19 protein-coding genes are annotated in these 24,341 nt (G+C 69.2%); 15 read left to right on the top strand and 4 right to left on the bottom strand.

Annotation, left to right across the window (positions count from 1 at the left end; translation table 11 throughout):
- Positions 1–2: 2 nt before the first annotated feature.
- From cpaB to NBY65_RS15970, 10 genes are read left to right on the top strand one after another with little or no spacing between them, the layout of a single operon-like run.
- A complete protein-coding gene (gene cpaB, locus NBY65_RS16015) occupies positions 3–872 on the top strand; it encodes a Flp pilus assembly protein CpaB (protein ID WP_150039281.1) in 870 nt (289 codons plus the stop codon).
- A complete protein-coding gene (locus NBY65_RS16010) occupies positions 872–2,329 on the top strand; it encodes a type II and III secretion system protein family protein (protein ID WP_150039280.1) in 1,458 nt (485 codons plus the stop codon). Before cpaB ends, NBY65_RS16010 begins: the two co-directional genes overlap by 1 nt.
- 17 nt (positions 2,330–2,346) lie before the next feature.
- Positions 2,347–2,685, top strand: coding sequence for a hypothetical protein (locus NBY65_RS16005; protein WP_150039279.1), 339 nt, complete (start codon positions 2,347–2,349; stop codon positions 2,683–2,685).
- Positions 2,685–3,908 (top strand): AAA family ATPase, encoded by a 1,224-nt coding sequence (locus tag NBY65_RS16000; protein WP_150039278.1) that lies wholly within the window; start codon positions 2,685–2,687, stop codon positions 3,906–3,908. The genes NBY65_RS16005 and NBY65_RS16000 overlap by 1 nt, the downstream gene beginning before the upstream one ends.
- Positions 3,905–5,302, top strand: coding sequence for a CpaF family protein (locus NBY65_RS15995; RefSeq protein WP_150039277.1), 1,398 nt, complete (start codon positions 3,905–3,907; stop codon positions 5,300–5,302). The genes NBY65_RS16000 and NBY65_RS15995 overlap by 4 nt, the downstream gene beginning before the upstream one ends.
- The gene (locus NBY65_RS15990) at positions 5,299–6,261 is read left to right on the top strand and encodes a type II secretion system F family protein (protein WP_150039276.1); all 963 of its coding nucleotides are present in this window, start codon (positions 5,299–5,301) and stop codon (positions 6,259–6,261) included. Before NBY65_RS15995 ends, NBY65_RS15990 begins: the two co-directional genes overlap by 4 nt.
- Positions 6,258–7,196, top strand: coding sequence for a type II secretion system F family protein (locus tag NBY65_RS15985; RefSeq protein WP_150039275.1), 939 nt, complete (start codon positions 6,258–6,260; stop codon positions 7,194–7,196). Before NBY65_RS15990 ends, NBY65_RS15985 begins: the two co-directional genes overlap by 4 nt.
- Positions 7,193–7,657, top strand: coding sequence for a TadE/TadG family type IV pilus assembly protein (locus tag NBY65_RS15980; RefSeq protein WP_150039274.1), 465 nt, complete (start codon positions 7,193–7,195; stop codon positions 7,655–7,657). Before NBY65_RS15985 ends, NBY65_RS15980 begins: the two co-directional genes overlap by 4 nt.
- A gap of 8 nt (positions 7,658–7,665) precedes the next feature.
- Positions 7,666–8,418, top strand: a complete 753-nt coding sequence (locus NBY65_RS15975) for a TadE family protein (RefSeq protein ID WP_150039273.1) — start codon at positions 7,666–7,668, stop codon at positions 8,416–8,418.
- Positions 8,415–9,104, top strand: coding sequence for a transglycosylase SLT domain-containing protein (locus tag NBY65_RS15970; protein WP_150039272.1), 690 nt, complete (start codon positions 8,415–8,417; stop codon positions 9,102–9,104). The genes NBY65_RS15975 and NBY65_RS15970 overlap by 4 nt, the downstream gene beginning before the upstream one ends.
- A gap of 23 nt (positions 9,105–9,127) precedes the next feature.
- Here the strand turns inward: NBY65_RS15970 and NBY65_RS15965 are convergent, their stop codons facing one another.
- A complete protein-coding gene (locus tag NBY65_RS15965) occupies positions 9,128–9,625 on the bottom strand; it encodes a tetratricopeptide repeat protein (protein WP_162530414.1) in 498 nt (165 codons plus the stop codon).
- A gap of 277 nt (positions 9,626–9,902) precedes the next feature.
- Between NBY65_RS15965 and NBY65_RS15960 the strand changes: the two genes are divergently transcribed.
- The 4 genes from NBY65_RS15960 to NBY65_RS15945 all read left to right on the top strand — a co-directional run bounded on the left by NBY65_RS15960 (position 9,903) and on the right by NBY65_RS15945 (position 12,868).
- Entirely contained in the window at positions 9,903–10,823 is a 921-nt protein-coding gene (locus tag NBY65_RS15960; protein ID WP_150039270.1) for an alpha/beta fold hydrolase, read from the top strand.
- A gap of 452 nt (positions 10,824–11,275) precedes the next feature.
- On the top strand, positions 11,276–12,247 hold the full coding sequence (locus tag NBY65_RS15955) for a hypothetical protein (protein ID WP_150039269.1): 972 nt from the start codon (positions 11,276–11,278) through the stop codon (positions 12,245–12,247).
- Positions 12,248–12,457: 210 nt separating this feature from the next.
- Positions 12,458–12,607, top strand: coding sequence for a DUF3096 domain-containing protein (locus NBY65_RS15950; RefSeq protein WP_150039268.1), 150 nt, complete (start codon positions 12,458–12,460; stop codon positions 12,605–12,607).
- A gap of 72 nt (positions 12,608–12,679) precedes the next feature.
- Positions 12,680–12,868, top strand: coding sequence for a DUF3309 family protein (locus NBY65_RS15945; protein WP_150039267.1), 189 nt, complete (start codon positions 12,680–12,682; stop codon positions 12,866–12,868).
- Between the two features lie 205 nt (positions 12,869–13,073).
- Here the strand turns inward: NBY65_RS15945 and NBY65_RS15940 are convergent, their stop codons facing one another.
- From NBY65_RS15940 to NBY65_RS15930, 3 genes are all read right to left on the bottom strand, one after another.
- Positions 13,074–17,150 (bottom strand): autotransporter outer membrane beta-barrel domain-containing protein, encoded by a 4,077-nt coding sequence (locus NBY65_RS15940; RefSeq protein ID WP_150039266.1) that lies wholly within the window; start codon positions 17,148–17,150, stop codon positions 13,074–13,076.
- Positions 17,151–18,113: 963 nt separating this feature from the next.
- The gene (locus tag NBY65_RS15935; protein ID WP_162530413.1) at positions 18,114–20,339 is read right to left on the bottom strand and encodes a glycoside hydrolase family protein; all 2,226 of its coding nucleotides are present in this window, start codon (positions 20,337–20,339) and stop codon (positions 18,114–18,116) included.
- Between the two features lie 380 nt (positions 20,340–20,719).
- On the bottom strand, positions 20,720–22,216 hold the full coding sequence (locus NBY65_RS15930; protein ID WP_162530412.1) for a family 16 glycosylhydrolase: 1,497 nt from the start codon (positions 22,214–22,216) through the stop codon (positions 20,720–20,722).
- A 590-nt stretch (positions 22,217–22,806) separates the two neighbouring features.
- Here NBY65_RS15930 and NBY65_RS15925 point away from each other — a divergent pair.
- Positions 22,807–24,321, top strand: a complete 1,515-nt coding sequence (locus NBY65_RS15925; protein ID WP_150039264.1) for a lipopolysaccharide biosynthesis protein — start codon at positions 22,807–22,809, stop codon at positions 24,319–24,321.
- Positions 24,322–24,341 lie beyond the last annotated feature (20 nt).

The following is a 24,341-nucleotide window of genomic DNA, read 5'->3' as shown; positions in this document are numbered from 1 at the left end:
CCATGCTCTTGCGCATTCTCGCCGGCTTGCTGGCGGCCCTCGGGCTCGGCGGCGCCGGCCTGCTGTTCTTCACCGGGCAGAAGCCGCCGCCCGCTCCGCCGGCCACCGTCGCCGCGCCCGCCTCACCGGCGCCGCCGGCCTCGGCGCGCATCCTCACCGCCGCCCGCCCGTTGCACGCCGGCAGCCTGCTGGCGCCGGACGACATCGGCGCCACCGACATCGTCGTCGGCCAGGAACCGGCGGGCAGCTTCACCGACAGCGTCGCCAGCAGGGCCGTGCTGCGCGGCGCCATGGTGCGCCGCAGCTTCGCCGCCGGCGAGCCGGTCATCGCCGGCGACGTGCTGAACCCCGGCGACCGCGGCTTCCTCGCCGCGGTGCTCGGCGCCGGCATGCGTGCGGTCACCGTGGGTGTCGACATGGTCAGCGGCACCGCCGGCCTGATCTGGCCGGGCGACCGCGTCGACCTGGTGCTGACCCAGGCGCTGGACGACAAGGACCAGCCGCTCGACCGCCGCGTCGCTGGTGAGACCGTGCTGACCAATGTACGGGTGATCGCCGTCGACCAGCAACTGGTCCAGGGCGCAACCGCCGCCGCGGCCAATGCCAACGCCAGCACCCGCACCGTCACGCTGGAAGCCGCGCCCTTCGACGCCGAGCGCATCGCTGTCGCCACCCGGCTGGGCAAGCTCTCGCTGGTGGTGCGCTCCGCCGCCGACGACGCGCCGGCTGACAACCTCGCCGCCACTTCGTCGCATCCGATCGCCTGGAGCGGGGACGTCTCCCCGGCGCTACGCGACCGTGGGCCGGGGCGCGCCGGCGGGACCATCCGCGTGCACCACGGCACCAAGGAAACCGAGGAGGTGAAGTTCTGATGCGCCCCCCGCGCTACGCCCTGCTCGCCACCGTGCTGCTGGCCTGCACGCCGGGCATTCACCCCGCCTCGGCCCAGGCCCCCGCCGCCCATGCCGCCGCCGCCAGCACCGTCGCCATCGAGGTCGGCGGCGGCCGCGTGCTGCGCACCGGCGGCGCCATCGCCAACCTGTTCGCCTCCGACCCGAAGGTCGCCGAGGTCCGGCCAGCCAGCAACAACAGCATCTTCATCTTCGGCGTCGGCGTCGGCCGCACCACCATCGCCGCCCTCGACGCCGGCGGCAACGTGCTGGGCCAGTACGACGTCGTTGTCGGCCCCTCCTCCTACGGCGCCAGTGCCGCCGGCGGCGCGGCACGCACCGCCATGCCCGGCAACCAGCTACGCTTCGCCCCCACCCCGGACGGCATCACCGTCAGCGGCGCCGCCGCCACCCCGGCCCAGGCCGAGCAGGCCGCCGCCATCGCCCGCCGCTATGTCGGCGAGAAGCAAACCGTCGACAACCGCACCAGCGTCACGTCCTCGGTGCAGGTGATGCTGCGCGTGCGCATCGCCGAAATCTCGCGCAGCATCACACGCCAGCTCGGCTTCAACTGGACCTATCTCTCTAACGGCATCACCGGCAGCCGCTATTTCGCCGCGGCGGCCAGCGTCGTCGGCGGTCTCAGCCAGACCAGCAACGCGCCGAACGGCATCGGCATCGGCTACAACGACGGCACCACTTCGCTCGATACCATCCTCGACCTGCTCGCCCAGGACCAGCTCATCACCATGCTGGCCGAGCCCAACCTGACGGCGCGCAGCGGCGAAAGCGCGAGCTTCCTCGCTGGCGGCGAATTTCCGATCCCGGTTTCCAGCCAGAACAACAGCATCTCCGTGCAGTTCAAGCAGTACGGCGTGTCACTGGCCTTCGTGCCCACGGTGCTCTCGGACGGCCGCATCAGCCTGCACGTGCGTCCGGAGGTCAGCGAGCTGACCGATGTCGGCGCGGTGTCGCTGCCGATCGGCGTCAGCCTGCTCGGCTCCTCCACTGTCACCATCCCGGCACTGACCGTGCGCCGCGCCGACACCACGGTGGAGCTGGGCTCGGGCGAGAGCTTCGCCGTCGCCGGGCTGCTCAGCAACAACACCAACATGAACGGTCGTGGCCTGCCTTATCTGGGCGAGATCCCGGTAGTCGGCGCGCTGTTCAAGTCCGACCTGTTCAAGCGTGGCCAGTCGGAACTGGTGATCGTAGTGACGCCGTACCTGGTCTCGCCGGTGGGATCGCCCGACCGGATCCGCGTTCCCACCGACGGCTTCGTACCCGCCGGCGATGTCGATCGCCTGCTGCTGATGCGCCAGCGCGCCAGCGGCACCGGCCCCGCCACCGTGATCCCGCCCAGCCTCGCCGCGATGGGTCCGGCCGCGCGCCTGCGCAGCGGCGCCATGCCCGCCGGCACCGGCTTCATCCTGCACTGAGGGAAGGACCAGACGCCATGCCGTATCTCCGTCCCCGCTGGTTCGGATCCGCCGCCGGCCTCGCTTTGCTGCTCGGCTGCACCGGCTGCGCCGGGCTCGACGACCCGTTCCGTCGCGCCGGCACCTGGCAGGCCGAATACGTCAACGACACCAACCTCGCCGCCATGGCCACCAACCCCGCGCATCTGCAGCAGGGCGTCGGCGATCCCGCGAGCCCCGGCGAACTCTCGGCGGCGGCGGTGCACCGGCTGCTGACCGACCGGGTCAAGAAGCTGCCCGTCACGGATATCAGCCCCGTCGCCGCCGGCGCGGGCCAGTCGCAAGGCAGCAGCTCCGCCGGCACGGGGGCGCGCTGATGCCGGACGACCTGCTGGCCCGGATGGCCCCCGATCCCGAAGAAACCCTCAGCACGGCACGGCAGCCCTTGCTTGCCTACGCCACCGACCGCGCCACGCTCGCGGTACTCAGCGATGCGCTGGCATCGGCGCTCGGCGCCGGGGCGGAGTTCCGCCTGGGCGACATGGCCGAGGCGCGGGCCGGGCTGCAACGCCTGCATGCCCCGCTCGCCGCGCTGATCGTCGACGTCTCCGGCGCGGCCGATCCGTTCGCGGCGCTGGAGGAACTGGCCACCTATGTCGATCCCGCCGTGCGCGTCTGCGTCATCGGTGATGTCGCCGACATGGATTTCTACCGTCAGGTTACCCGCCGCCTGGGCGCGAGCGAATATCTGTGCAAGCCGCTCAGTCGCGACCAGGTGGCGCGCGGCTTCCTGCCGGCGATCACCGGCGGCGGCGACGTGCCGGCCCGCAGTGGCCGCGTCGTCACCGTCACCGGGGTGCGCGGCGGCGCCGGCGCCAGCACCATCGCGGTGAACCTCGCGGTGCAGTTGTCCGAGCGCGCGCGCCACCACGTGCTGCTGTTCGACGCCGACCTGCATGCCGGCACCACGGGGCTGATGCTCTCGGCGCCCGATGGCGGCGGCCTGCGCGCGGCGCTGGAACATCCCGACCGCGTCGACAACATCTTCGCCGAACGCTCGGCGCCGGCGCTGGGCGACCGGCTGCGCCTGCTGGCCGCCGAGGAGGCGTTGGATTCACCGGTCAGCATTCCGCCCGGTTCGGCGCGGCACCTGACCACGCTGCTGTGCAACCGCTACAACCTCGTCGTCATCGACCTGCCGGGCCGCACCGACCCGCTCACCCAGGAACTGCGCGGCACCGCGCATCTGCGGGTGCTGGTGATGGACCCGACGCTCGCGGCGCTGCGCGACATGCTGCGCCACCTCGCTTTGCCGGCGGCGCCGCTGCAGGCCAGCCGCCCGGTGGTGGTGCTCAACCGCGCCGGCATGCCCGGCGCGTTGACGCGGCGGCAGGTGGAGGACGGGCTCGGCATCGCCATCGACGTGGCCATTCCCTGGCTGCCCCGCCAACTGCACGGCGCGGCCACGCTGGGCGAGCCGATGGCGCGCCGGCGCGGCCCCTTCCAGGCTGCGGTAGCAACGCTCGCCGACCAGATCGTGCCGCGGCCGCGGCTGCCGGCGCGCTCCTGGTTCGGCCTGCGCCGGGGAGGGCGCGCATGAGCGGCACGGCGGCCCGCTTCGGCCGGGCAGCGTTCGGCCGCCGCGGCGCCGATCCACTCCCACCCGCCGCCATGGCCGCGCCCGCCGCCGCCCCGCCCGATCCCGCGCCCGCCGCGCCGCTCACCGGGCCGGCGGCGGCAGCGGCAGGCCTGCGCGCCGCCTGCCTCGCGCGGCTCGACCCGGCGGCCTTTGCCGACAGCACGCCGGAGCGCCTGCAGGCCGACGTGGAGCGCCTGGTCGCCGAGATCGCCGACGAGAACCGCATCCAGCTCAACGGGCGCGAACAGCGCCTGCTGGCCATCGAGCTGGTCGACGACATGGTCGGGCTCGGCCCGCTGGAGCCGCTGCTCGACGACGAGAGCATCACCGACATCATGGTCAACGGTCCCGACCGCGTCTTCGTCGAACGCGGCGGCAAGCTGGTGCTGTCGGCGGCGCGGTTCCGCGACACCTCGCATGTCAACAACGTGGCGCAGCGCATCGCCTCGGCGGTGGGGCGGCGCGTCGATGAAAGCAGCCCGATGGTGGATGCGCGCCTGGCCGACGGGTCGCGCGTCAACATCATCTTCCCCCCGCTCGCGCTGAACGGCGCCTGCATCTCGATCCGCAAGTTCTCGCGCCGGCGCATCACCTTCGACACGCTGGTGGCGAAGGGCTCGGTGACGGCGCAGATGGCGCGGATCCTCAAGATCGGAGCGGCGGCACGGCTCAACGTGATCATCTCCGGCGGCACCGGCGCGGGCAAGACCACGCTGATGAACGCCATGTCGCAGATGATCGACCCGGGCGAGCGCATCATCACCGTCGAGGACGCCGCCGAGCTGCAATTGCAGCAGCCGCACGTGGTCCGGCTGGAAACCCGCCCGCCCAACCTGGAAGGCCGCGGCGAGGTGACCCAGCGCGACCTCGTGCGCAACGCGCTGCGCATGCGTCCCGACCGGCTGATCGTGGGCGAGGTGCGCGGCGCCGAGGCCTTCGACATGCTGCAGGCGATGAACACCGGCCATGACGGCAGCATGTCCACCATCCACGCCAACACCACGCGCGACGCGGTGATGCGCATCGAGAACATGGTGCAGATGGGCCAGGCCAACCTGCCGCTGCGGGCGATCCGCACGCAGATCGTCAGCGCCGTCGACCTGATCCTGCAGCTCGAGCGCATGCGCGACGGCAGCCGCCGCGTCACCCAGGTCACCGAGGTGATCGGCCTGGAAGGCGACGTGGTGGTGATGAACGACATCTTCCAGTTCGAGTACGACGGCGAGAACCCCGACGGCTCGCTGCGCGGCCACTACAAGGTTTCGCGCGCCCGCCCCGGCTTCGCCGCCCGGCTGCAGTATTTCAACCTCGACCGCGCCTGGGCGGCGGCGCTCGACGAGGTGCCGGCGCCATGACGCCCCCGCTCTCCTCGGCCGTACTGCTGGCGGGATCGGCCGTGGCCCTGCTCGCCAGCGCCGTCTGCCTGGTACGCGCCGACCGCCGCGAGCGGATGCGCAAGCGCCGGCTGGCCGAGGTGGCGCAGGCCTGGCGGCCGACCGCCGCGGCGCGGACGCCGCTGCTTGCCACGCCGGGCCGCCGCCCCGCCACCTCGGGCGCCGCCGCGCGGGCGCTGGCGCTGCTGCAGATCGACACCGGCCGTCCCGATCTCTATCCGACGCGCTGGTGGATCGTGGCGACGGTGGTGGTGGCGGTCGCCGTGCTGGCCTGCGGCGCCGGTGCCTTCCTGCTCGGCCCGGCCTGCTGGCTGGCGCTGCCGCTGGCCTGGGCCGGGCTGACCCGGCTGGTCTTCGGCGGCTATCGCCGCCGCCGCTCCGCCCTGCTCTATGCCCAGTTGCCCGACGCGCTGGCGATGATCGTCCGCTCGGTGCGCGCCGGCATCCCGGTGCCGGAAGCCCTGCGCGTGGTCGGCGAGGAAGGCCAGTTCCCGACCTCCAGCGAGTTCCGCCGGCTCGCCGACGAAATCCGGCTCGGCAGCGCGCTGGCCGAGGCGCTGGTGCGGCTGGCACAGCGCAGCCAACTGGTGGAGTACCGCTTCTTCGCCGTGGCGCTGGCGCTGCAGAGCCAGTCCGGCGGCAACCTGGCGGAGACGCTGGAGAACCTCGCCGACGTGGTGCGCAAGCGCGTCGCCCTGCGCCAGCGCGCGATCGCGCTGTCCTCGGAAGCGCGGCTGACCATGTGGGTGCTCGCCGCCCTGCCCTTCATCACCGCCGGCGCGCTGCTGATGGTGGCGCATGACTACTTCCTGGTGCTGTTCGTTACCACGACCGGGAAGTTCATCCTGGCGACCGGCATCTGCTTCCTTGCCCTTGGGGTGGGATCGATGCAGTTCATCATCCGTCGGTCGCTGTCATGACCGGGCACCCGGACTGGACCACCGCCGGGGCATTGCTGGTGCTGGCTGGCCTCGCTGGCCTGCTGGCGCTGCTGCCCTTGGCACGGCGCAACGCCCGCATTGCCGCACGCCTGCGCGCGCTGCACGGGTGCCCCGGCCCCGCCGCCACCGCGCGCGAGGGCAGGGCGGGCTGGATGCGCCTGTTCGGCGGCGTCGGCGATGCCGTGATCGGCAGCGGCCTGCTCTCGCGCAAGACCATGGCCGAACTGGAGCAGACGGTGAGTGCCACCGGGCATCGCTCCGGGCCGGTGCTGTCGATCTTCATCGGCGCCAAGTTCTGCCTGTTCCTGGGCCTGCCGCTGGCGCTGTGGCTGCTGCTGCGCGCGAGCGGCACCACCCTGCCGCTGCCCCTGGCGCTGCCTCTGGCGATGGCGGCGCTGGTGGGGCTGCTGCTGCCCGACTACGTGGTGCGCAGCATGCGCCGGCGCTACCTGCAGCAGGTCGAGGCCGGGCTGCCGGCCGCGCTCGACCTGCTGATCATCTGCGCCGAGGCCGGTCTCGCGCTGGAAACCGGGTTGGAGCGCGTCGCCGAGGAGGCGCGCGAGGGCTCGCCGGCCACCGCCAACGAATTCCGCCTCACCGTCAGCGAGATGCGCATCCTGGCCGACCGGCGCCAGGCCCTGGTTAACATAGGCACGCGCACCGGTCTTGAATCGATGACGCGGCTGGGCGGCACGCTGGCGCAGAGCATGAAATACGGCACGCCGCTGACCCAGGCGCTGCGCGTGCTCGCCGCGGAGATGCGCCAGACCATGCTGACCCGCTTCGAGGCACGCGCGGCCCGCATCCCGGTGCTGCTGACCGTGCCGATGATCCTGTTCATCCTGCCCTGCATCTTCGTCGTCGTGGCCGGCCCGGCGGCGGTGAAGGTGATGCACATGGACCGCCCCCGATGAGCGTGGCACGGCAGCGGCGCGGGGCGCGGGCGGGGGCGACGGCGCTGGAATTCGCCCTGGTCGCCCCGGCCTTCCTGGCGCTGCTGCTGGGAATCATGGAGCTTGGCTTCCTGCTCTATGCCCAGACGGCGCTCGACTACGCGGCCAGGCAGGCGGCCCGGCAGATGCAGACCGGACGCACCGCGCGCAGCGCGGTCGGTGCCGGCACTTTCAACACGCTGGTGTTCTGTCCCTATCTCACGCCTTTCCTGGACTGTTCCGGGGTGGTCGTGGTGCTGCGGCCGGTGTCCAACTACCGCACGGCGATGCAGACATCCGTCTCATTCACCGCCAGTTCGGTCAATGCCGGCCAGACCGGCGGCCTGATGCTGCTGCAGGCCAGCTACACCCCCGCCTTGCCGCTCTGGCCGCTGAACGTCACCCGCCTGGTCGGGACGGCCGCCTATCTCAACGAGTTCTAGGAGCCCCCATGCGCGTCCCCGCCGGCGGCGAGACCAGACCGATCCCCCGCCCGTCCCGGCCCCACCGGGATGCGCTGCGATGCCGGCAGGGGTTGGCGGCGCTGGAGTTCGCCTTCCTCGCGCCGGTTCTCCTGCTTTTCCTGGCCGGACTGCATGACCTGACCACCGCCTTCATCGCCTGGCAGCGCCTCACCGCAACGGCGCAGGCCACCGCCCAGATCGCCACCCTCATGGCCGCGACGGCGTCCTCGCCGAACACCCTGACCGTGAACCAGGCCAGTGCCGCCGCCTCGGTGATCTACGCCTACCTGCCGGACACGGTGACGGCGGCGACCTCGCGCTTCGGGGTCACGCTCAGCTCGGTGGTGATGACGCCGACGGTCAGCACCTGCACCACCGCCTGCACCTACACCGCGCATGTCGCCTGGAGCGGCGTCTTCGCCGGCGCGGCCACCACCGCCCGCCCCTGCGACGGCAAGACCGCGGCGATTTCCGTCGCCGCCGATTCGGCGGAACCGACGGCAAGCACGCTGCCGGCCGATGCCTACAGCGCCGCGCCGCTGCTGGTCGTCGACGTCGCCTACACGTTCACGCCGCTGTTCACCTCCGTCATCACCGGATCCTTCCAGATGCGCCGCGCCGCCTATTTCGCGCCGCGCACCGGCGAAAGCAGCGACTGGATCAGGTATTTCTACGCCGGATCCCCCGACGCCACCGCCCACTGCACCGGCTATGGCTGGGCCACGGGCAGCGCCACATGAGCCCACGCGCCCTGGCCCGCAAGGCGATGCGACCGGGCCTGCCCGGCCTCGCGCTGCTCGCGGCGATGCAGGGGACGGCGGCGGCCGGCCCCGGCGATGCCTGCCGCGAACAGGCCGCGCTGGCCGAGCGCGTCCACGGCATCCCGTCCGGATTGCTGCTGGCGATCGGCAAGCGCGAAAGCGGCCGCTTCGACCCCGAGGCCGGCGGCGTGCTGCCCTGGCCCTGGGCGGTGAACCGCGAGGGCGAGGATCGCTATTTCACCTCGCCGGAAGAGGCCATCGCCTATGTCGCCGCGTCCCAGGGGGCGGGCAGCCGGTCGATCGATGTCGGCTGTTTCCAGATCAACCTGAAATACCATCCGCAGGCCTTCGGCTCACTGGCCGAAGCGTTCGATCCGGCGGCGAATGCCGTCTACGCGGCGCGGTTCCTGACCCAGTTGCACGGCCAGACGGGAAGCTGGGAGACCGCGGTGGCGCAGTACCACTCGGCCGATCCCTGGCGCGGCGTGCCCTACCAGCAGGCGGTGTTCGCCACCTGGCAGGGCACCGCGACGGCGATGCCGGCGGCGCTGCGCCCCGTGGTGGCGACGGGTCTGCGGCCGGCCATGGTGGTGCGGGGCATCCGCGTCTGGACCCCTGGCAGCGCCCCGGCCGGCAACGGGCTGCCAAGGGTCATCACCCCGTAGGCCGCCCCCCCGTAAGACCGGGGCTATTGCGCCAGCAGGGCCAGGGACGCCCTGACCGGCGCCGGCCCCTGGGCGGAGCGGTCGAGTCCCTCCAGCATCGCCTGGGCCTGCGTCGTCTCGCCCGCCAGCGTCAGCACCAGCGCGAGATTGGCGCGGGCCGGCACATCCTGCGGCCGCTCCGCCACCGCCTGGCGCAACACCGTGGCGGCCTCGGCGAGCTTGCCTTGCTGGGCCAGCGCCACGCCCTTGCCGTTCAACGCCTCCACGCTGGCGGGATGGCGGGCCAGGATCTGCGCATAGACCGCGGTGGCCTGTTCGGCCTGCCCGGCCGCGACCAGCGCCGCCGCCTCGGCCAGGGTCGGCGGCTCGTTCGCCGCGGCCAGCACGCGTTGCAGCCGCGCCCGGGACGCATCGTCCCGGCCGGCTTCCGCCCCCCCCTTCACCGCACATCCGCACACGAGCACCAGGGCCGCGACCGCGGCCGACCTTGCCAGGCACCCGCCGGCACACCGAAAAATCATGCAGAGCCCGCCTTGAAACTGGATCATTGCCACGAAGGAATATCGACTTACGGTAGAAGCAGCCACACGTTTCGGCATTGCAAACAATCGCGAGCACCGGGCCGCAGGAACACACAGTGCTGGGTCCACCCGGCGACGCTGGGCAGGGCCGTACGGCCACGGTATGGTGCTGGAACGAACGCGCCCGCCCGCCGGACAGCCGCGTCGTTTCAACGTGCGAAACCGCGCATGGGCTGACCGGTGTCCTCGCGCCGGTATTTCATGGCAGGAGACTGACATGCACACCAGCAAGGACCGGGCGGCCGAGCGCCCCCCTTTCATCGCCCCGCCGCCGTCGTCCCGCATCCGGCTGCGGCGCGGGCGGATCGAATGCGTCGTCACCGGCGAAGGCCCGGCGCTGCTGGCGCTGCATGGCGGCATGGGCGGGCATGACCAGTCCTGGCTGCTGGCACGCTCACTGCTCACCGACCCGATGGCCTGCCGGATCGTCGCGCTGTCCCGCCCCGGCTATCCCGGCACCTCGCAGCGCCTCGGCCACACCCCGGCGCAGCAGGCCGATACCTGCGCCGACCTGCTGGACGCCCTGGGCATCGGCTCGGTGGTGGTGGCCGCCGTCTCCGCGGGCGGCCCCTGCGCGCTGCAATTCGCCCTGCGCCACCCCGAGCGGTGCCGCGGGCTGATCCTGGTCTCCGCCTGCAGCACCCGACTGCCGCTCTCGGCCGCGATCGAGCGGCGGCTGCGCCTGTTGCGGCGGCTGGCCTGGGTGCCGGGGCTGCCGACGCTGATGCGCCGCCGGGCGGAGAAACACGCCGAGGAAACGGCGCGCCGGTCGATCCTCGACCCGGTGCAGCGGGCGCACACGCTCAATCACCCGGTGGCCGGCCCGCTGCTGCGCAGCCTGCAGGCCAGCGTCCACGACCGGCTGCGCCAGCGCCTGCCCGGCACGATGAACGACACCGCCCAACTGGCCGCCCTCGAGCCCCTCCCGCTGAACCTGGTCACGGCGCCGACGCTGGTGGTGCACGGCACCGCCGACCAGATCGTCCCCTTCTCCCATGGCCAGGCCGTCGCCACCGCGGTCCCCGCCGCCGAGCTGATGGCGATCGAGGGCGGCGAACATGTCGCCCTGTTCACGCATCTCGACGAGGTGCGGACCAAGGTCAGGCGCTTCCTCGCGACCCACTGGCCGCCCGCCTGACCGCGCGGCCGGCCGCCCCATCCCCGGACGCAGCCCCCCCCTGAATGCAGGTTTTGTAAACACAAGGTTGTGCATGGCCTTGTGACTTGCGCTCATTAAGTCATTCCGACCATGCGGCGAACCATGACAGCACGCGATCTGTCCAGGACTGGATCATAAAAGCACCACTATTATTCCACACCATTCACAATGACGGCCCAACCCGCCAGTCATTCCGGGGCCGGTATGCTTTGGCAACAGGTGGATCCACGGCCACCAGAAGCGGAATGGCGTTAATAGAAGTGAATTTCCTGTGTGCTGAACATAGCATTCGGAAAAGGGATTTCACTGTCGTGTGCGATATCTGCCGCACGCCGACTTGATGTCCACCCCGCTGGAAACACCAACCGTTGTATGCCCTATATAACATCTACTCAGTAACATTCCGTCTCTGGCATTGCTGCGGGACGAGTATGCAGAAGCATCACAACGTTCAACCCGAAGACCGTCCCATTACCCTGCCATGGGAAATCCAGCCCCTCGCCTATGGCACCACCCGCCCGTCGCCCTGGTCGCCGGTGGAAGTCGCCGGCCTGGACGGAGCCAGGTTGCGCGCGCTCCGCGAGAGCCCGTTCGCCAGGAACCTGCTTGGTGGCGATCGCTTCGCGCGATTCTGGTTCTGCGACATGCGGCGGCTGTCGCTGTTCCTGATCCTGATGCGGGAATCGCCCTGGCTGCGGGGCGAGTGGGGCTGTTTCGCCATGGCGACCCTGGCGTCCCGGTCGAAGATGTCGATCGCCCGGATCTACCAGGTTCTGTGCCTGGGCAAGGGCACCGGCGACTTCCTGTGCCACCGGGATTCCCGGGATGGCCGCATGATCCTGCTGGAGCCATCCCCGGCGGCGCAGCAGGCGTTCGAGGCCCTGATCGCACAGTTCTTCTCGGCGCTCAGCCTCTTTCTCCACCGGATCGACCCGCTGCCCCGCCTCACGCCCGAGGAACGGCGGGAAGCCTATGTGGACAGCATCGATACGCTGCATGCCCTGCTCGGCCGTGCGGCGCTCGATGACCGGCAGATGGGCAGCACGTCCTTCCTGGTGGCGATGCTTGATCTGTGGCTGCACAGCCCGGTCCCGGCGCCGGACTTCGTGCGACGCGAGGCGAGCCGGCTGCGGGTGACGCAGGCGACGATGCGCAACGTGCTGCATCGCGCGGAACGGGCCGGCCTGATCGAGCGGAGCCTGCGCATGCTGCGCCTGACCCCGGCCGCCGAGCAGCAGACCGCCGCCGTGGTGGCATCCATCATGTCCGAGCTCTCGGCCCTGCACGCACGCACCGAGGCGCGGCTGCGGCACGCCAGCCCGGCCGATGACGCCACGGCAACCGGGCCGGCGCGCCGCAGCGCCGCCAACCGGCTCGACGAACCGGTGGCGTCGGTGGCGTGACGCCAGCTGCCCGATCCGCCGGGCCGGTGGATCGGGCAGCTGGCGCCGGCAGCGGATCCCCCTGACGGCCTGCATCCGACCGAAGTTGCGACTCCCCCACGCGCGTCAAATCGTGCCGTCACCGATCACAGCAACGCTGGCGCGGTGAACCGGCGCCCCTGGCGATGTTACAGGTCATGCACTGGCCACCAAGGGGAGACAGCCAATCCGATGACGCTTGATGTACTCGTGCTGCAGCCGATCGTGGCACTCCTGGCAGGCATCCTGATCCTGCTCATGCCCCGCCTGCTGAGTTTCATCGTCGCCATCTACCTGATCGTGGTGGGGGTCGTCGGGTTATGGCCGCATCTGCTGCGCTGACCTCCCCCGCCGCTACGGCTGCCACCGCCTGCGTCCTGGTTCCACGCAATACCCATCATAAACAGGTGCCCCATGACCACGATCCTGATCATCCTCCTCCTGGTCCTGCTGCTGGGAGGCGGTGGAGGCTATTACGGCTACAGGAGCTATGGCGGGCGCGGGCTTGGCGGCGTCCTCGGGCTGGTGCTGCTGGTCCTGGTCATCCTCTGGCTCGTCGGCGGGCTCGGCGGCGTCGGATACAGCCGCCTGCCGGGTCCCTGAAGCACCATCCGGCGCTGCCCCATCAGCGTCAGGAAAGGCAAGGGCTTCGCCCTTGACCCACCAAGGGCCACAAGGCCCTTGGATCCCATTCTCGCTGCGCGGCACAGAGTCATGGGTTCCAAGGGCAAAGCCCTTGGCGGAGGTCCAGGAGGCGGAGCCTCCTGGTCGGGTGCGGGGTGAAACCCCGCCAACGCCCCCCCGCAGCCTACCAGGTGACGCGCAGGCCGCCGGTGATGTTCTGCGACGTGGCGTTCTGCGCGAAGCCGGCGCGATAGCTGGCATAGATGCCGACAGCCTGGGTGATCTGCATGTCCATCCCGGCGCCGATGCGTGCGGTGTCCCGCCCCACCGAAGTGGTGGCGTAGCTGAACGGCGCCGTGCTCGCCAGCGTCAGCGCGGCGGTGCCGCGCGGGATGGCGGTGCCGTATTCGTGCTGCCAGCCCACCAGCCCCTGCACGCGCAGCGGCATCGTCGGCGTGACGGCGAAGCTGGTGCCGAAGCGCACCCCGACCAGGCTCTGCAGGCTGGTCAGCGACTGCCCGTCGATCCGCTCGGCCAGGGGCGCGGTGCCACGCTCCTGCAATGCCCCGCCGCTGAGGCTGAGCGCGGAGAAGCCAACCGTCGGTTCGATGCGCCAGGCATCGGCGGTCAGCGCCAGCCCGGCATCGACCTGCACGCCGCCGCCATCCACGTCGCGGCTGCCGCGCACGCCCTGGCCCCAGGCGCTCAGGTTGCGCGTCGCATCCTGGTCGGCATGCATGTAGGCGGCCTGCCCGTCGACGAAGAACAGCCCGGAGCGGTGGCCGCCATAGACCGACAGGTTCACCGCGTCCCCGTCGATCGAGGCGCCGTTGCTGCGCGTGCTGGCATGGCTGCCGCCGGCGGCGAAGCCGATCACCGTGTCCGGCGCCACCGCGTAATCCACGCCCGCCACCATGCCACCCACCGAGCTGTGCGCGCTCGGCGCGCCGCTGCCGGAGATGTCGGTGAAGCGACCGAGGCCGGTGGCCCAGAAAGTCAGGCCGGACCGGGTCTGCGCCGTGTTGGCGCCGGCGCTGTCGCCGGCACGGCGCGCGGCGAGCTGATCCCCGACGGTGGCGGCCACGTCATACCAGGTGTCGCGGGCCGTCAGCATCCCGTAGCCGTAGATCGTGGGCGAGAGCTGTTCGAACGCCGGGGCGATGGCCGGGCCGGACAAGGTGTAGAGCGGATAGAACAGCCGCGCGGCATCGGCATCCATGCGCACGCCCGCCGCCGGACGAAGGGCGTCGAGGGCGCTGCCGACCGCCTGCTGGTTCCCCGTCTCCGGCAGCCCGGCCAGGGACAGGTTGCCGTAGCTCGCCGGCGTGACCACCAGGGTCAGCGTGGTCGGTGCATACAGCGCATCGAAGCGCGTCCCGGCCGGCAGCCCGTCCGTGGCGCCGTTCGCCGGCGCCATCCCGCCATAGCTGCCCTGCACGCCGCCCGCCGCCGTGATCACCTGGAACTGCTGGCCCAGCACCGGGACGAAGCTGTTGCTGGCTGATCCGGTGATGCCGCGCAGCACCGGCTGCAGCGTGCCGCCGACGGTGACGCTGTCGGTGGAGACGATGCGGCTGTAATTACCCGCGCCGTTGCTGGTGCCGGTGCCGTCGATGTCGAAAGTGGTGACGGACCCCGCCGTCAGCGTGAGCGGAGCGGTGAAGCTCATCGTGCCGGGACTGTTGCCGGGCGCGAGCACGCCGTTCACCGTGGTCGGCGTCCTGATCAGGCCGGTGCCCCGCAGCGTGCCATCCACGATGAGCGAGGCCGCGGCGATCGTGCCGTTGTTGAAGAACAGCGAACCGGCATCGATCGTCATGTCCATGGTGCCGCTGACGACGCCGTTGAGGACCTCGGTGCCGGCGGCGAGCACCAGCGCGCCGCCGCCGGCGATCGTGCCGGTGAAGTGATCGGCGGCACCGGTCAGGGTCAGTTTCTGTGCCCCGAGATTGACGGTTCCGGTGCCGGCGAGGGTGCGGATGGTGGCACCGTTGCTGGTGGCGGAGATGTCAAAGACACCGTTGTCGAGCACGCCTTCGGAGGCGGCGATGCTGCCGCTGCCCGTCAGCGCCAGCGTCGCGCCGGGATTGATGGTGGTCAGGCCGGTATAGGTGCTGGTGCCGGTCAGCGTCTCGGTGCCGCCGGTGACGGTCACGCCGCCGCTGCCGCCAATGCTGCCGCTGAACGTGCCACCGGCATCGCTCAGCGTCAGCGTCTGCGCCCCGAGCGTGACAGTGCCGCCGCCCGCAAGGCTGCGAATGGTGGCGCCGCGGGTCGTGGCCGAAATATCGAAAATGCCGTTGTCGATCACCCCCGAGGAAGCAGCGATGCTGCCCAGGCCCGACAGCGCCAGCGTCGCCCCGGTGCCGATGCCGGTCTGGCCGGTATAGGTGCTGGTGCCGGTCAGCGTCTCGGTGCCGCCGGTGACGCTCATGCCGCTGCTGCCGTCGATGCTGCCGCTGAACGTGCCGGCGGCATTGCTCAGCGTCAGCGTCTGCGCCCCGAGATCGATGCCGCCACTGCCCGAGAGGCTGCGGATGCTGGTGCCGTTGTCGGTGGCGGAGATGTCGAAGCGGCCGTTGGCGACCACCTCCGAAGAGGCGGCGATGCTGCCGATCCCCGACAGCGCCAGTGTCGCACCGGCGCCGATGCCGGTCTGGCCGGTATAGGTGTTGGTGCCGGTGAGTATTTCGGTGCCACCCGCGACCGTCAGCCCGCCACTGCCGTCGATGGCCCCCACGAACGTGCCGCCGGCGTCGCTCAACGTCAGCGTCTGCACCCCGAGAGCGACAGCGCCACCGCCCGAGAGGCTGCGGATGCTGGCGCCGTTGCTGGTGGCGGAAATGTCGAACGTGCCGTTGTCGACCACCTCCGAGGACGCGGCGATGCTGCCGCCCCCGGACAGGGCCAGTGTCGCACCGCTGCCGATGCCGGTCTGGCCGCTATAGGTGTTGGTGCCGGTGAGTGTCGCGGTGCCGCCCGCGACACTCAGCCCGCCACTGCCGTCGATGCCGCCATCGAACGTGCCGCTGGCATTGCTCAGCGTCAGCGTCTGCGCCCCGAGGGCAACGCTGCCGTTGCCCGAAAGCGTGCGGATGCTGGCGCCGTCGCTGGTGGCGGAGATGTCGAACGTGCCGTTGGCGGCCACCTCCGAGGACGCGGCGATGCTGCCGCTTCCCGACAGCGCCAGCGTCGCCCCGGCATCGATGGCGGTGCGGCCGGTATAGGTGTTGGTGCCGCTGAGTGTCTCGGTGCCGCCCGCGACCGTCAGCCCGCCGCGACCGCCGATGCCGCCGCTGAACGTGCCGCTGGCGTCGCTCAGCGTCAGCGTCCGCCGGCCCAGGGAGACCGTGCCGCTGCCCGAGAGGCTGCTGATGCTGGCCCCATGCCGGGTGCGGGAGATGTCGAAGTTGCCGTTGTCAACCACGCCCGAGGAAGCGGCGATGCTGCCATGGCCCGCCAGGGCCAGCCTCGCGCCGGACTCGATGGTGGTCAGGCCGGTATAGCTGTTGGTGCCGGTGAGCGTCTCGGTGCCGCCCGCGACCGTCAGCCCGCCACTGCCGCCGATGTCGCCACCGAACCTGCCCCAGGCATTGCTCAGCGTCAGCGTCTGCGTCCCGAGGGCGACAGCGCCGTTGCCCGAAAGACTGCGGATGCTGGCGCCGTTGTCGGTGGCGGAAATGTCGAAGCGGCCGTTGGCGACCACCCGCGAGGATGCGGCGATGCTGCCGCTCCCCGACAGCGCCAGCGTCGCGCCGTTATCGATCGTGGTTCGGCCGGTGTAGGTGTTGGTGCTGCTGAGCGTCTCGGTGCCGCCCGCGACCGTCAGCCCGCCGTGACCGCTGATGCTGCCGTCGAACGTGCCGCTGGCGTCGCTCAGCGTCAGCCTCTGCCAGCCGAGATCGACACTGCCATTGCCCGAAAGACTGCGGATGCTGGTGCCCATGAGGGTCAGGGAGATGTCGAGTGTGCCGTTATCGACCACATCCGAGGACGAGGCGATGCTGCCAAGGCCCAGCAGGATCAGCGTCGCGCCACTATCGATCGTGGTTCGGCCGGTATAGGTGTTGATGCCGGCAAGAGTGGTGCTGCCACCGTCCTGGCTGTTGGCGAAGGTGATGTTGCCGGGGGTTCCGTTCCTCGCGTCCGAGAATACGCCGGTGAATAACGTATTTTTCCCGTACTGATCTATCGTGTTGGTGCTGGAACCATCAAGGGTAAAATTCTGTAAATATATGCCAAGATTCAGGTTAGTCCGCAACGTGCCACCTTTGAACGATGGCGTATCGAGCAGAAACAGCGAACTGGCTTTATAATAAGGCTTTGATGTATCGATATCTGTGTGAAAGAGATTCAAGGAGAGGCTTTGCGCCCCGGGCCTGTCACCGGCGGCATAAGCCGAGGAGATGGTCGCAACGAGGGCGGCGCTGGCGGCAACCGCACTATAGGCGAGCTTTAACGGCACTGGCGTCGTCCTTCGTGAAAAAGAAAAGCTGCTTGTTGCCCTTTGGGGGCTTGGCCGGAGCCTCGGCCGGCATGGCGCCGCCGATGCAGCGGCTTGCAACCAGGATCATAGCCGGCACATGCCGGCGAAAAATCCGTGATCCCGGCCCGAGGAATTGCGGTGGCGCCTGGCTGGACGAGCATCGACGGCAGGAGTTGGCACGGCCAGGTGATGGACTCAGGCCATGGCCGGGATGAACACCACCGTCGCGCCGTTACGCGCGCTCAGATGGTCGGGGTCAACCGACACCGCGAAGGCAAGCGCCAAGGCCGGGATATCCATGCCGCGGACTGCCGATATGGGCCTGTCGAAATGGGTGGTGGCGATAACCGGGCAAGACACGCCGGTTCGCGCTTCTGGTCATGAACCATCGCTGCCAAGGCGGCAAAGCTGCGCCTTGAATCGGCGCCAACCTGCTTTTGAACGAAGCACAGCCCGTTGTCGCACTGCCCGAACCACATTGCGCCAAGGCGTTTGTCGATCTCCCGGGATATTTCATTTTGTTACGCTATCGCCACATGATCAGGACTGAGTCATCATCACATCGACATCGCAACAAGACTGTCGCGTTCCCGCGCATATGTAAATACGCTTTTGCACTTTCATGACAGCGGGGTGATCCGCATCCCCGCGGCGGCAGGCAGCGCGGCGGAGCGGAGACCTCCGCCGCACGCGCCCCGGGGTATGTCTTTGTTTGGTCAGCCCTTCAGGCTGCCGGTATCAGGCGAACAGCGCACCAAGGTTGGTGGTGTGCACGCCGACCAGGCCGAGATGGGTGCCATCAGTGAGATGCACCGAAGTGCCCGCCGCCGCATCGGCGATCCAGGCGACCGCGCTGGTGCCGGAGCCGTAGCCGACCAGGCCGAGCTTATCGGTGCCGAGCTTGAAGTCGTAGACGACGATGGTGTCGATCGAGCTGTCCTTGATCATGTTGAACACGTCCTTGCCGCCGCCGGCGGTGACGGTCACCGTGCCGGCAAGGTTCACCGTCGCACCGCCATTGCCGAGAGTGGCGATGGTGCTGCCGCCGGCGAGGTTCAGCGTGGCCGAACCGGTGCCACCGCCGATGAAGCGCAGCGCACCTGCCTTGTTGCCGTTGACCACGACATTGCCGGCGTTGACCTGGATCACGTCGGTGCCGGCGCCGCAATTGATGGTGTCGGTGCCGTTCACGGTGACGGTGGCGCTGCCGGTGATGTTCACCGTGTCGGTGAAGCCCGGCTGCGTCGTCACCGCCTGGCCGTCCCAGACGGTGACGGTGTTCCGGGTGCTGCTCATTACCTGCGCGGCGGTGGCGGTGGTCAGCCCGGCGATGATGACATGCGTGCCGTCGTTGAGCCACATGTCCACGCCGTAGCTGGTGTTGGCGAAGCTGTGCAGCCCCTGCGGCGCGGTGATCTGGTCGGTGCCCGGCTTGAAGCCCTTGATCGTCACCGTCGCCGCGGCGCTGTTGGCGAAGACGAAGGTATCGGCACCGCTGGCCCCCGCGGTCACCGTGGCGCTGGTGCCGGTCAGGCGCACCGTGCAAGCCCCGTTCGGCACCGTCACCGTCTGGCCGGTGGTGACCGTCACCGTGGTGGCGCTGCCGGAGCCGCCGGACGAACCGGAACCGTCCGAGCCACCGGACCCGCCGGACCCGCCGGACCCGCCGGACCCGCCGGACCCGCCGGAAGATCCGCCTCCGACCTCGATGATCAGCGGATGGTCGGTGATCGCGAGCGTCACCTCGCTGACATTGCTCAGCGTGCGGACGGCGGAGCTGCCGATGGTCGGGTCGTAGATCGCGACCGAGCCATAGATGCCGCCCAGCTTCACGGTGACGTTCTGCGCCGGCGCCGTGCGGGCCACGCCATTGGTGTAGATGCTGGCATCGGCCCAGACCGCCAGTTCGAACGCGCCAGAGCTCTTCTGCATCAGCAGGGAGTTGCCGTTGGTGCCGAGCCCGCTGATCGTGTAGTTCAGCGTCCCGGGCGTGAAGGTGCTGGCGGTGGCGCCGGTATCGCCGAGCACCGCCATCATGTTGTGCAGGTAGGTGGCCGCCAGCTTCGGCGTGCCATCGGCGTTGAACAGGCCCCAGTGGTCCTCGAAGCCGATGCCTTGGCTCGCGTAGTTCATGTTCTCGTCGAACAGCTCGTAGAGCACGGTCAGCGAGGAACCGGCGAGATACGCGTCCAGCACCAGGTTCAGCGTGTAGACGCCGTTGGCGTATTGCGATCCCCAGTAATTGCTGCTGCCATCGTTGAGATCGTTGAAGCCGGTCTCGGTGATGGCGAAAGGCAGGCTCGCGGTGTAGCCGGTCTCGGACGCGATCACGCCCCCGATCTCGGTGGCCGGTGCGTTGCCGTTGTGCTGGTAGAAATGGACATTGCCGTACTCGGCGATGTCGGTGATGGCGAGCCCGAGTTGCCGTGCCGCGGTGACGGCGGCACTGTTGGCGTTGCCGTCATCGGGAATGGCGAGGCTGAACAGCGCGACGTCGGTGCCCCTGGCGAAGCTGGTGTAGAGATCCTGCTGCCATTTGATGGCCGCCTGCCAGCCCGAGTAGGTCTTGCCGTCGAGCGCCTTGTAGGTCGTGCCGTTGCGGATCAGGCCCCAGCCGGCGTTGTCGACCTCGAGCGGGCCTTCGATCATGCGCACATAGCCGGCCTGCACCAGCGGCTTCAGCGCGGTGATCGTGTCGGCGGCGACATTGCTGCCGCCTGAATTATAGGCCGTGTAGATATCGAGCTGATAGCCGAGCGCGCCCAGGCTGGCCAGGCCGTCGTCGATGGCCCAGGTCTCGTCACGCACCGTGGCAACACCGGTGCCGATGCCATTGGGGTTGAGATACGCGAGGGCGGCTTCGACAGTGGCAAGATTGGCGTAGGGCGTCTGCGACGGCCGTTCGAGGTGGATCTGCACCCCCACCGAGTTCGTGAAGGACGCCGCGCGGACTGCTGTAGACACGGGTCTCGATCCCTTGCGGTTGAATTTTCCGCGCAGGGATCGCCTTCACAAACCCGTGATGTCAAGTCATTTGCAGAGTCGTTCCAGATTCTAATCTGGAATGAAACGTAAACAAATCGGCATTTCCTGGCATAACTCGTTGAATCCGCAAGACAGATTCTCGATCAAAAAAACGTTCTACAAAGCTTTGACACTTCATACGAAGAGATCGACATGCCTCCATCGCGGCGTGAACCAGATGTACTGATGTACTTCTTTGATTATCAACTTATCGGTTTATGTCCTGGGCATGCCTTGCCTGCCGTGGGCGGCACCGGTCGCCACGGGCCGCGCCCGCATGACGCCGGTCCGCCCGCGAAGGCAAACACGGGTCGCCGGGCTCAGGTGAAGGCCATGTCCGCCAGGGTGACGCTCGTGGAGTACGGCAGGAAGACGCTTCCGCCCTGGGTGCCGAACGTCACGAGTTGCCCCCAGGGCAGGGTGCCATCCCCCAGGCTCTGGCTGATGCCGACCGAGCCACTGTCCACGCCGCTGAAGACCAGCTTGTCGGTGCCGGCCTGGAAATTGGCGATGGTGGTCTGTCCCGGCGCATTGCTCACATCGAACGTGTCCGCACCGCTGCCTGCCGGCACGGTCGAGGCCGCGGGCGTGACGGCCGGGGCCGGATCGATCGGCGTTGCCGCGGGCGTGACGGTCGGGGCCGGATCGGCCGGCGTTGCCGCTGGCGTGACGGCCGACGCCGGATCGGCCGGCGTTGCCGCTGGCGTGACGGCCGACGCCGGATCGGCCGGCGTTGCCGCTGGCGTGACGGCTGGCGCCGGATCGGCCGGCGCCAGCACCGCGGCCGGGGTTGGGGTTGGGGTCGGGGTCGGGGTCGGGGTTGAAGCCGGCGGCACCGTCGTGGTCACGGCGGCGGCAGGCGGGTCCGTAAACGTGAAGTCCCCGGCTGCAGCCGGGGCAAGGGTCAGCGCGGCTCCTGGCACGTTCTCGCCGTTGTAGGTCGCCTGCTCCACATACAGGGTGCGCGGCGTTCCAGGTGGACCGGCGTGGGAATCGGCGAGAAAGGCAATCTCCACCGTATGCAGGCCGGCAGCCCAGTCGCCGTGCAGGGTAATGGTATCGGCATCGCCCGCCTGCTCCAGGGCCTGGGCCGTGAGCGTGCCGCCCACCTGCATGCCGTCCACCTTCACGGTGTACTGCGCATCCGCCTGATAGACGCTCTCGGCAACCTTGAGGACCAGCGTGTCGGCGCCGCTGCCGAGCTGCAGCGAAGCCGGCTGGTTGGTGGTGGAGAGGGACGCGGTCCCGTCCGGCGGGGCGAACGGAGCGCCGGTCCACTGTTCCAGGCTGACATAGTCGACCTTGAAGTCGAGATGCTTGATGCTGCTGTAGTTCAGCGGCACGCCGTACCACAGTTCCTTGTCGGAACTGACGTTTCCCATGATGCCGAGGCTCAGCGGCTCGGCCGGGCTGTGGCCCTCCTGGGTGGCGGTCAGCTTGCCATCGACATAGAGCCTGACGGAGTCGGGCATCCAGTCCACGGTGTAGGTGTGCCACTGGCTGTAGTCGACGTCATAGAGCTGGCTCTTGAAGTCGTGCTTGCCGTTCGGGTCCGTCCAATGGACGGTGAACAGGCCGCTCTTCATCGGCGTTTCCAGCAGATTGATCTCGGGTGGCCAGTGGGTGACGTCGGTCGGCCACAGCAGCAGCGTGGGCCCGGCCCCGTACACCTTTTCGCTCACCTTGGCGCGGATCGTGGCCCTGCCATAGAGGATGTGGCCGCCGATATTGTCGGGTCCCCCCGCCCAGGGGGCGCTGGAGATGCCGGCGGTGTACCAGGTCCCGTCCTGGGCCTTGTCGAAATTGATGGTCAGCACCCCATCGCCGACCCAGATCTCACCGGCATTGTATCGGAATGCACCGTTGCGGAACAGTTCCCCGCCACCATAAATAATTGGCCAGTTTGGCCATTGGAGCCATGTGCCACTGAAATCGTCAAAGAAGACCTGCTTAAAGCCAGAATTGGCATTGTGTGACGGGCCACTGGTTCCCGCACCAGTTGATATCGGCATCAGCGCAGTCCTTACATCCCATGGACCACCAGAATGCGACCGAATCCTTTATCATGCTGTTCGCAAATACGTGCCCGCCCCCGCAAGCCCCCCTGCCACCGCCGCACCGGCCGGGAAATGATCACGCAATCACCTGGCGGATCTCACACACCATGTTGTGTGAACGGTACAGGCTGGCAACCGGACGTGGATGTCATACTCGTCGCCACGGCATGGCGGGGGATTTCATCGCAAGGCGGAAAAACGCAGATGGCGAAATGAGATACACATTTGAGGGACCGCGCCACGGACGCGCAACGCGATGGAACACGGAGAGGATAGGATACCGGCCTTGCGGCGGACCCGGCCGGCGGCGCCGGAAGGCGTGATCCGGTCGACATGCGCATGAGGGACGCGTGCAAAACGTCAGAGAGAAGCTAGGGAAAGGCGCAATCTGGCTCGGCGCCTCCAGGGTCCTGATCAATGCGGTGTCGATCCTGGGGTCGATCCTGCTGGCGCGGCTGCTGGTCCCCGAGGATTTCGGCCTCGTCGCCATTGCCAACACGTTGTTCGTTCTGCTGATCAGCGCCACCGAACTGCCGCTTGGCCTGGCCCTTATCCAGCACAAGGATCCCCAGCCCGGGCATTATCATTCCGCCTGGACACTCGGCCTCGCGCGCGGCGGGCTGATCGCCCTGATCTGCGTCGCCGTCGCCTGGCCGGTCGCCGGCATCTACGGCGACGCGCGCCTGATCCACGTCATGCTGGCGCTTGGCCTCGTCGCCCTGCTGAACGGCGCCACCAACCCCAGGATGGTGGTGTTCACCCGACAGTTGGTGTTCTGGCAGGAATTCGCCGTCAGCGTCGCCTCGAAACTGGCCTCCTTCTCGGTTTCGCTGGGCCTCGCCTGGGCCTGGCAGAGCTACTGGGCCCTGATCGGCGGCATCCTCGCCTCGCAACTGGCCGGTCTCATCCTCTCCTACGTCCTGGTGCCGTTCCGGCCGCGCCTCTGCGTCAGCCATGTCAGGGAACTGTGGTCCTTCTCTGCGTGGGTGTCGCTCTCGCGGCTGATGAACACGCTCAACTGGAAGTTCGACCACCTGCTGGTCGGCGGCTGGCTCGGCCAGCGTGCGCTCGGACTCTACAGCGTCGCGGACAACCTGGCCGCGACACCGACCAATGAAATGATCCGCCCGATCACCTTGACGCTGTTCCCGGGCTTCGTGCAGGTGGCCGGCGACCCGGCGCGGCTGCGCGCCGCCTACCGCTCGGCGCAGTCGCTGGTCTGCGCCGTCGCCATGCCGACCGGCATCGGCTTCGCCCTGATCGCCGAGCCCTTCGTGCGGATCGGCATGGGGGAGAAATGGCTGCCGATCGTGCCCATCATCCAGGTCCTCTCCACCTCCTTCGCCTGCTATTCCCTGGCCAGCACCACCGCCGAGCCACTCGCCATGGCGATGAGCGCCACCAAGCAGTTGTTCCAGCGCGACCTGGTCATCTTCCTCACGCGCATCCCGCTGATCGTCATCGGCATGGCCACGCTGGGGCTGGCCGGTGTCCTCGTCGCCCGGCTGACCAGCGGCTGCATCAGCATGGCGCTGAACCTGCACCTGGTGCGGAGCCTGATCGGAACACCGATCCGCGAGCAACTGCGCGCGAATATCCGCACGGTCGCCAGCGCCGCCCTCATGGCCATCGCCGTGCTTCAGTATAATCGCATGGTCGCGGCCCTGTCCGGCCACGGCCTGCTGATCGAGCTGCTGGCGCCCATCGCCTGCGGCGCGGCGGTGTATCTCGGCATCCATGCCGGGCTGTGGATGCTGGCCGGACGACCGGACGGGCCGGAGACCGAGGTCGCGCGGCTGGCCGGGGCCGTGCTGCGGCGCCTGCGACCGGAACGCCTCACCATCGCCGCCCGGCCTGCCGACTGACCCGGCAGGAAGGGTGATTG

It is taken from the genome of Rhodovastum atsumiense (assembly GCF_937425535.1).
GTDB classification, from domain to species: domain Bacteria; phylum Pseudomonadota; class Alphaproteobacteria; order Acetobacterales; family Acetobacteraceae; genus Rhodovastum; species Rhodovastum atsumiense.
The sequence above is the reverse complement of the archived record's forward strand: the minus strand, read 5'-3'. Positions and strand labels throughout refer to the sequence as shown.

What these genes read in the sequence shown, in the direction of transcription:
- cpaB (WP_150039281.1), top strand. Translation starts at nt 3, where the DNA reads ATGCTCTTGCGCATTCTCGCCGGCTTGCTGGCGGCCCTCGGGCTCGGC.
- NBY65_RS16010 (WP_150039280.1), top strand. Translation starts at nt 872, where the DNA reads ATGCGCCCCCCGCGCTACGCCCTGCTCGCCACCGTGCTGCTGGCCTGC.
- NBY65_RS16005 (WP_150039279.1), top strand. Translation starts at nt 2,347, where the DNA reads ATGCCGTATCTCCGTCCCCGCTGGTTCGGATCCGCCGCCGGCCTCGCT.
- NBY65_RS16000 (WP_150039278.1), top strand. Translation starts at nt 2,685, where the DNA reads ATGCCGGACGACCTGCTGGCCCGGATGGCCCCCGATCCCGAAGAAACC.
- NBY65_RS15995 (WP_150039277.1), top strand. Translation starts at nt 3,905, where the DNA reads ATGAGCGGCACGGCGGCCCGCTTCGGCCGGGCAGCGTTCGGCCGCCGC.
- NBY65_RS15990 (WP_150039276.1), top strand. Translation starts at nt 5,299, where the DNA reads ATGACGCCCCCGCTCTCCTCGGCCGTACTGCTGGCGGGATCGGCCGTG.
- NBY65_RS15985 (WP_150039275.1), top strand. Translation starts at nt 6,258, where the DNA reads ATGACCGGGCACCCGGACTGGACCACCGCCGGGGCATTGCTGGTGCTG.
- NBY65_RS15980 (WP_150039274.1), top strand. Translation starts at nt 7,193, where the DNA reads ATGAGCGTGGCACGGCAGCGGCGCGGGGCGCGGGCGGGGGCGACGGCG.
- NBY65_RS15975 (WP_150039273.1), top strand. Translation starts at nt 7,666, where the DNA reads ATGCGCGTCCCCGCCGGCGGCGAGACCAGACCGATCCCCCGCCCGTCC.
- NBY65_RS15970 (WP_150039272.1), top strand. Translation starts at nt 8,415, where the DNA reads ATGAGCCCACGCGCCCTGGCCCGCAAGGCGATGCGACCGGGCCTGCCC.
- NBY65_RS15965 (WP_162530414.1), bottom strand. Translation starts at nt 9,625, where the DNA reads ATGATTTTTCGGTGTGCCGGCGGGTGCCTGGCAAGGTCGGCCGCGGTC.
- NBY65_RS15960 (WP_150039270.1), top strand. Translation starts at nt 9,903, where the DNA reads ATGCACACCAGCAAGGACCGGGCGGCCGAGCGCCCCCCTTTCATCGCC.
- NBY65_RS15955 (WP_150039269.1), top strand. Translation starts at nt 11,276, where the DNA reads ATGCAGAAGCATCACAACGTTCAACCCGAAGACCGTCCCATTACCCTG.
- NBY65_RS15950 (WP_150039268.1), top strand. Translation starts at nt 12,458, where the DNA reads ATGACGCTTGATGTACTCGTGCTGCAGCCGATCGTGGCACTCCTGGCA.
- NBY65_RS15945 (WP_150039267.1), top strand. Translation starts at nt 12,680, where the DNA reads ATGACCACGATCCTGATCATCCTCCTCCTGGTCCTGCTGCTGGGAGGC.